The sequence below is a fragment of the Nocardioides sp. genome (genome assembly GCF_034670285.1).
In the GTDB taxonomy this organism is placed as follows: domain Bacteria; phylum Actinomycetota; class Actinomycetes; order Propionibacteriales; family Nocardioidaceae; genus Nocardioides.
The window spans coordinates 1-6,176 of the sequence record NZ_JAXMNS010000220.1 but is presented as its reverse complement, the minus strand read 5'-3'; the positions used below and the strand labels follow the sequence as shown (position 1 = coordinate 6,176).

Here is a 6,176-nt window from a genome sequence, read left to right as displayed (position 1 = left end):
GCGAGCTCGCTGACGATCCGCGGGGACGCCGACCCGACGTGGTGCACGTGCAGCTCGGCCTTGGGCAGTCCGGCGACGAACGCCGAGAGGTCGGGCAGTCGAGGGCTCATGAGACCGCCTCGCGCAGGTTGGTGGTCCGCTCCTCCCAGGTGTCGCCGTCCTCGAAGACGACGCCGTCGAGCAGGACGGTGGGCGTGCCGCGGACCCCGGCCTCCTCGGCCTCGGCCGTGGCAGCCTCGACGTCGGCCAGGCGAGCGCCGTCCTCGATGCCGGGGCGCACCGCAGCCTCGTCGGCGCCGGCCTCGACGGCCTTCGCCACCAGCCAGTCGTCGTCCGGGAACGGCCCGCTCTCCTCCGGCTGGTCGGCGAACAGCAGGTCGTGGAAGTCCTTGGCGACCTCGTCTCCGGAGGCCTCCTGCACCACGAGGAGTGCATTCACGGCATCGGCCGAGTAGTCGCCGAAGCGGCTCAGGAAGCTGACCGGCCGGTAGTCGACGACCGCGTCACCGGCGGCCGCGACCTCGCTCAGCATCTCGCCGGAGGCCTCCTCGAACACTCCGCAGACGGGGCAGAGGAAGTCCTCGTAGATCACGATCTCGTGCGGTGCGGCGGTGTCGCCGACGACGAGCCCGTAGTCGCTGGAGCCGGCCTCGGACGCCACGACGTCGGAGCCGTCGCGAGAGCTGATGAACACCGCCGCGACGATCACGACGATCACCACCGCGCCCACGATCGCGAAGCGCTGGATGACGCTTGCGCGCCGTGCGCGCTCGGCCTCCGCGCGCAGCTCGGCCGCCCGGTCGTTGCGCGCCTGGACCTTGGCCTTCTTGGCCGACTTCGAGCTCATGCGGGCGATCGTACGGGGGCCGCCCGACGGCCTCCTCGGCATGCCGAGGGGTCAGCCTGCTCACGGTGGTGCCCTAGGGTCGAGGAGTGAGCACCAACGACCGCCTTGTCTGGATCGACTGCGAGATGACCGGACTCGACCTGGGCGCCGACGCCCTCGTCGAGGTCGCAGCCCTCGTCACCGACTTCGACCTCAATGTCCTCGGTGAGGGCATCGACCTCATCATCAAGCCCCCGCCGGAGGCGCTGGAGCAGATGATCCCGTTCGTGCGCACCATGCACGAGACGTCCGGGCTCATCAACGAGCTCGACAGCGGCTTGACGCTCGCCGAGGCCGAGGCCGAGGTGATGGCCTACCTGCGCGAGCACTGCCCGGCCGACAGCCGTCCGCCCCTCGCGGGCAACAGCGTCGCCACCGACCGCGCCTTCCTTGCCCGCGACATGCATGACCTCGACGCCTTCCTGCACTACCGGATCGTCGACGTCTCCTCGATCAAGGAGCTCTCGCGGCACTGGTACCCGCGCGCCTACTTCGCCTCCCCCACCAAGCGGGGCAACCACCGCGCGCTGGCCGACATCCAGGAGAGCATCGAGGAACTGCGCTACTACCGCGACACCGTCTTCGTGCCGGCCCCCGGCCCGGAGAGCGCGATCGCCAAGGATGCAGCGGCCCGGCACGGCGGCGCCCTGACCGGTCTGACCGGGTCCGATTCTGCGCCTGGCGCCTGATCCGTCTACACTTCATCCGGTCCTAAGGGACCAGCCCTGGTGGGTATAGCTCAGCTGGTAGAGCGCCGCCTTGTGGTGGCGGATGTCGCGGGTTCAAGTCCCGTTACTCACCCTGATGATCGAGCCCCCGACCTGCACGCAGGTCGGGGGCTCGACTCGTCTCGGGCCATCGCCGGGCGCTACAGCCTCGCCGCCAGGTACGACGCCGTTGCGCTGTCGGTGCTCCGCGCGACGTCCTCGGGGGCACCGGTGGCCACGACCCCACCACCCCGGTCTCCCCCGCCGGGGCCGAGGTCGATCACCCAGTCGGCGCTCGCGATCGTGTCGAGGTCGTGCTCGACCAGCACGACGGTGTTGCCGGCGTCCACGAGCCGGTGCAGCTGGCGCACCAGCAGCGCGGTGTCGGCAGGGTGCAGCCCGGCGGTCGGCTCGTCGAGCAGGTAGAGCGCGTGACCGCGGCGGGCGCGCTGCAGCTCGGTGGCGAGCTTGATGCGCTGCGCCTCGCCCCCGCTCAGCTCGGTGGCCGGCTGGCCCAGACGGAGGTAGCCCAGCCCCACCTCACGCAGCGTCGTGAGGCTCCGGGCGGCGGCAGGAACGTCGGCGAGGAAGTCGGCGGCCTCGTCGACCGACAGCTCGAGCACCTGCGCGACGTTCTTGCCGTGGTAGGTGATCTCCAGCGTCTCGGCGTTGTAGCGCGCCCCGTGGCAGGTCGGGCAGGCGGCATACGTGCCGGGCAGGAAGAGCAGCTCGACCGACACCGACCCCTCGCCCTGGCAGGTCTCGCACCGGCCCTCGGCGACGTTGAACGAGAAGCGTCCGGCGCCGTACCCGCGCTCGCGGGCCTCGGGCGTCGCGGCGTAGACCTTGCGCACCGCGTCGAAGAGCCCGGTGTAGGTCGCCAGATTCGACCGCGGGGTGCGCCCGATCGGGCGCTGGTCGACCCGCACCAGCCGGTCGAACGCCTCGAGGCCGGTGGCGTCGTCGACGTCGATCTCGAGCGCGGTCTCGTCGGGGTCGTCGGGCGCCTGCCCGAGGTGGCGACGCACCAGCTCGGCCAGCACCTGGGTGACCAGGGTCGACTTCCCGGAGCCGGACACCCCGGTGACGGCCGTGAGCACGCAGAGCGGGACGTCGACCGACAGGTCGTCGAGGTTGTGGCGCGAGATCCCTCGCAGGTGCAGCCAGCCGTGCGGCGTACGACGGGGCCGCTCCAGCGGCTCGGCCCGACCGAAGAGGTGCTTGGCGGTCACCGACGACTCGACCGCCTCCAGACCCGGCACCGGGCCGGAGTAGAGCACCTCACCACCGCCCTCCCCCGCCCCGGGACCGATGTCGACGATCCAGTCGGCCCGTCGTACGACGTCGAGGTCGTGCTCGACGACGAAGAGCGAGTTGCCCGACCCCAAGAGCTGGTCGAGGACGTCGAGCAGCGGCTCGGCGTCCGCAGGGTGCAGGCCCGCCGACGGCTCGTCGAGCACGTAGACGACTCCGAAGAGCCCCGAGCGCAGCTGCGTGGCGATCCGCAGCCGCTGCGCCTCCCCCGGCGAGAGCGTCGTGGAGGTGCGCCCGAGGGCGAGGTAGCCGAGGCCGAGGTCGAGCAGCACGTCGACCCGGGCCACGAGGTCGGCGCACAACCGCACGGCCACTTCGGTGGCCTCGCCGGAGTCGGCGGACGACGTCGCGGCGCCGGCCTCGGTGAGCTCGGCGACCGGGCGCAGCAGCGCGACCAGGTCGACGAACGAGAGCGCGTTGGCCTCGGCGATCGTGAGTCCGCTGAAGGTCACCTGCAGCGAGGCCGGCTGCAACCCGGTGCCCTCGCACGTCGGGCAGGTGCCGCTGCGCACGAAGCGCATCGCCTTGTCGCGCATCATCTGGCTCTTGGTGTCGGCCAGCGTGTGCCGCACGTGCTTGCGGGCGCTCCAGAAGGTGCCGTGGTAGTCGCGACCGGTGGTGTCGTCGGCCTCCCCGCGACGGTCGATGAGCACGCGCGGCTGCTCGTCGGTGTAGAGCAGCCAGTCGCGGTCCTTCCGACTCAGCTCGCGCCACGGCTTCTCGACGTCGATCCCCACGGCCTTGACGATCCGCAGCAGGTTCTTGCCCTGCCAGGCCCCCGGCCACGAGGCGATCGCCCCCTCGCGGATGCTGAGGGTCACGTCGGGCACGAGCAGGTCCTCGGCCACGTCGTGCACCTCCCCGAGACCGTGGCACTCCGGGCAGGCTCCGGCGGCGGTGTTGGGTGAGAAGGCCTCGGCCTCGAGTCGCGGCGCGCCCTCCGGGTAGGTGCCGGCGCGCGAGTAGAGCATCCGCACGAGATTGGACAGGGTGGTGAGCGTGCCGACGGTCGAGCGCGAGCTCGCAGCACCCCGTCGCTGCTGGAGCGCCACCGCCGGCGGGAGTCCGGTGATCTCCTGCACGTGCGGGGCGCCGACCTGCTGGAGCAGCCGACGCGCGTACGGCGCCACCGACTCGAAGTAGCGGCGCTGCGCCTCGGCGTAGAGCGTGCCGAACGCCAGCGACGACTTGCCCGAGCCCGACACGCCCGTGAAGACGACCATCGCGTCGCGCGGCACGTCGACGTCGACGTTCTTGAGGTTGTGCTCGCGCGCTCCGCGCACGTGGACGAAGTTGTCGAGAGGATCGTGGGGCACCCCCTCTTCCTACTAGCCCGCACCCGGCGGCAGACCATCCGGTGGGATGACTCGAGCGCTCGCCTCGTCACCCCGGCGGTGCGGAGGCGCGGAGTACGTTGGAGGGATGAGGCAGCCGAGGCGGACCCGTAGGACCCCGAGCCGCGGGCTGCGCGGGGCCGTCGCCCTGTCGGCCGTGTCGGCCCTCGTGCTCAGCTCGTGCTCGACGGAGCCCGAGGTCGAGGGAGCTCAGGCAGCCCCGGCGTCCCCCGCGGCTGTGGCAGCCGACCCGGCGCCTGCGCCCTCGAGCGCACCCTCGGCCGGCGAGGACGCCCCGGTCGTCGTCCCCGCGTCCCTCGAGTTCTCTGCGACCACGGTCGCCGGCGAAGCCTTTGACGGCGCCAGCGTGGCGGGCCGACCGACGGTGTTCTGGTTCTGGGCTCCGTGGTGCGCCACCTGCCGTGCCCAGATCTCGGGGGTGGACGACCTGGCCGAGCAGTTCGGCGACGACATCGCCGTGGTCGGCGTCGGCGCCCTCGACGACCCCGAGGCCATCGCAGAGTTCGCCGGCACCGTGTCGGACGACGTCACCCTGCTCTCCGACCCGGACGGCGAGGTGTGGCGTCACTTCGAGGTGACGGCGCAGAGCACCTACGTCGTCCTCGACGCCGCCGGGGAGCAGCAGGCCTCCGGCTTCCTCGACCCGGATGCGTTGGTCTCGACCGTCTCCTCGCTCGTCGCGGGCTGATCTGCGTGCGCCTGTCCGCCGGCACTGCCGCAGTGGTCCTGGCCCTTCTCGTGTCGGGCTGCGGCAGTGGTCCCGCCCCCTCCGAGGCTCGTGAGACAGCCCAGCTCGAGGGGGTCTCGGCGCTCGACAACCCGACCGACGAGTCGTTCCCGACTCCCCTGATCGACCTCGACGACCTCCTCACCGGCGGTCCGCCACCGGACGGGATCCCGTCGATCGACGAGCCCCGGTTCGACACCGCACGGACGGTCGACTGGCTCGAGGACGACGAGCCCCTGCTCAGCCTGACGCTCGGGGGCGAGACGCGCGGCTACCCGCTACGGGTCATGACCTGGCACGAGATCGTCAACGACACCGTCGGCGACGTCCCGGTCACGGTGACCTACTGCCCCCTGTGCAACTCCGGGGTCGCCTTCGAGCGCACGGTCGAGAGCGAGGAGACCACCTTCGGGGTGTCGGGCTTTCTCTACGCCGACAACCTCGTGATGTACGACCGGGCCACGGAGTCGCTGTGGCCCCAGCTGACCGGCGTGGCGTCGGTGGGCGTGCGCACCGGCCTCACCCTGGAGAGCATCCCGCTCGGCACCGTCGGCTGGGACCAGTTCCGCGAGGCCCACCCCGACGCCCTCGTGCTCAACCGCGACACCGGCCACCAGCGTGACTACGGCCGCAACCCCTACCCCGGCTACGACGAGCCCGGGTCGGAGCCGCTGTTCCCGTTGCCCGGCGATCCCTCTGAGGCCGATGAGCGGCTCGGCCCGAAGACCCGGGTCATCGGCCTGGGTTCGGACGCCGACGCGATCGCCGTCACCCGGGCCGAGGCGACCGAGCGCGGAGTGGTGGAGGTCGAGGTCGCCGGAGCTCCGGTCACGGTCTGGCACCTGCCCGGCCAGACCAGTGCGCTGGACACCGCAGACCTGGCCGACGGCGCCGAGATCGGCACCGTGGCGACGTACGACGCCCGGTTGCGCGACCGCACACTCACCTTCCGCCGCGACGGCAGGGGCGCGGTCCGTGACGACACGGGCTCGACCTGGAACGCCTTCGGTCGCGCCGTCAGCGGACCACTTGCGGGCTCGCAGCTGCGGGCGGTCAAGCATCTCGACACGTTCTGGTTCGCCTGGGTGGCCTTCCAGCCCCAGACCATGATCGTGGGATCCGGGTCAGGCGGGTGACTCCTCGACGTCGGGCTCTGGAACCGGCGGCGTCCGTTCGTTGCTGCGCTC

At 71.8% G+C, this 6,176-nt stretch carries 5 protein-coding genes and 1 tRNA gene; 4 read left to right on the top strand and 2 right to left on the bottom strand.

The genetic code is table 11. The annotated features are described in order from the left end of the window. Positions 1 to 106 precede the first annotated feature (106 nt). On the bottom strand, positions 107 to 847 hold the full coding sequence (locus VOI19_RS11950) for a DsbA family protein (protein WP_323793186.1): 741 nt from the start codon (positions 845 to 847) through the stop codon (positions 107 to 109). A 125-nt stretch (positions 848 to 972) separates the two neighbouring features. On the opposite strand from VOI19_RS11950, the gene orn reads away from it, so the two are divergent. Together orn and VOI19_RS11940 are read left to right on the top strand one after the other, a co-directional pair. After that, positions 973 to 1,575: an oligoribonuclease gene (gene orn, locus VOI19_RS11945; protein WP_416366376.1), complete on the top strand. Its 603-nt coding sequence runs from the start codon at positions 973 to 975 to the stop codon at positions 1,573 to 1,575. Positions 1,576 to 1,614: 39 nt separating this feature from the next. Next, positions 1,615 to 1,687: transfer RNA gene (locus tag VOI19_RS11940), tRNA-His, on the top strand. A gap of 67 nt (positions 1,688 to 1,754) precedes the next feature. On the opposite strand, the gene uvrA is transcribed toward VOI19_RS11940, so the two are convergent. Continuing rightward, the gene (gene uvrA, locus VOI19_RS11935) at positions 1,755 to 4,223 is read right to left on the bottom strand and encodes an excinuclease ABC subunit UvrA (protein ID WP_323793184.1); all 2,469 of its coding nucleotides are present in this window, start codon (positions 4,221 to 4,223) and stop codon (positions 1,755 to 1,757) included. A gap of 106 nt (positions 4,224 to 4,329) precedes the next feature. Here uvrA and VOI19_RS11930 point away from each other — a divergent pair, with 106 nt between their 5' ends. Further along, complete coding sequence (locus VOI19_RS11930; RefSeq protein ID WP_323793183.1) at positions 4,330 to 4,950, top strand: TlpA family protein disulfide reductase; 621 nt, start codon at positions 4,330 to 4,332, stop codon at positions 4,948 to 4,950. Between the two features lie 5 nt (positions 4,951 to 4,955). Then, entirely contained in the window at positions 4,956 to 6,125 is a 1,170-nt protein-coding gene (locus VOI19_RS11925) for a DUF3179 domain-containing protein (RefSeq protein ID WP_323793182.1), read from the top strand. Positions 6,126 to 6,176 lie beyond the last annotated feature (51 nt).

Coding starts and splice junctions, on each gene's coding strand:
- VOI19_RS11950 (WP_323793186.1), bottom strand. CDS start 847: ATGAGCTCGAAGTCGGCCAAGAAGGCCAAGGTCCAGGCGCGCAACGAC.
- orn (WP_416366376.1), top strand. CDS start 973: ATGACCGGACTCGACCTGGGCGCCGACGCCCTCGTCGAGGTCGCAGCC.
- VOI19_RS11930 (WP_323793183.1), top strand. CDS start 4,330: ATGAGGCAGCCGAGGCGGACCCGTAGGACCCCGAGCCGCGGGCTGCGC.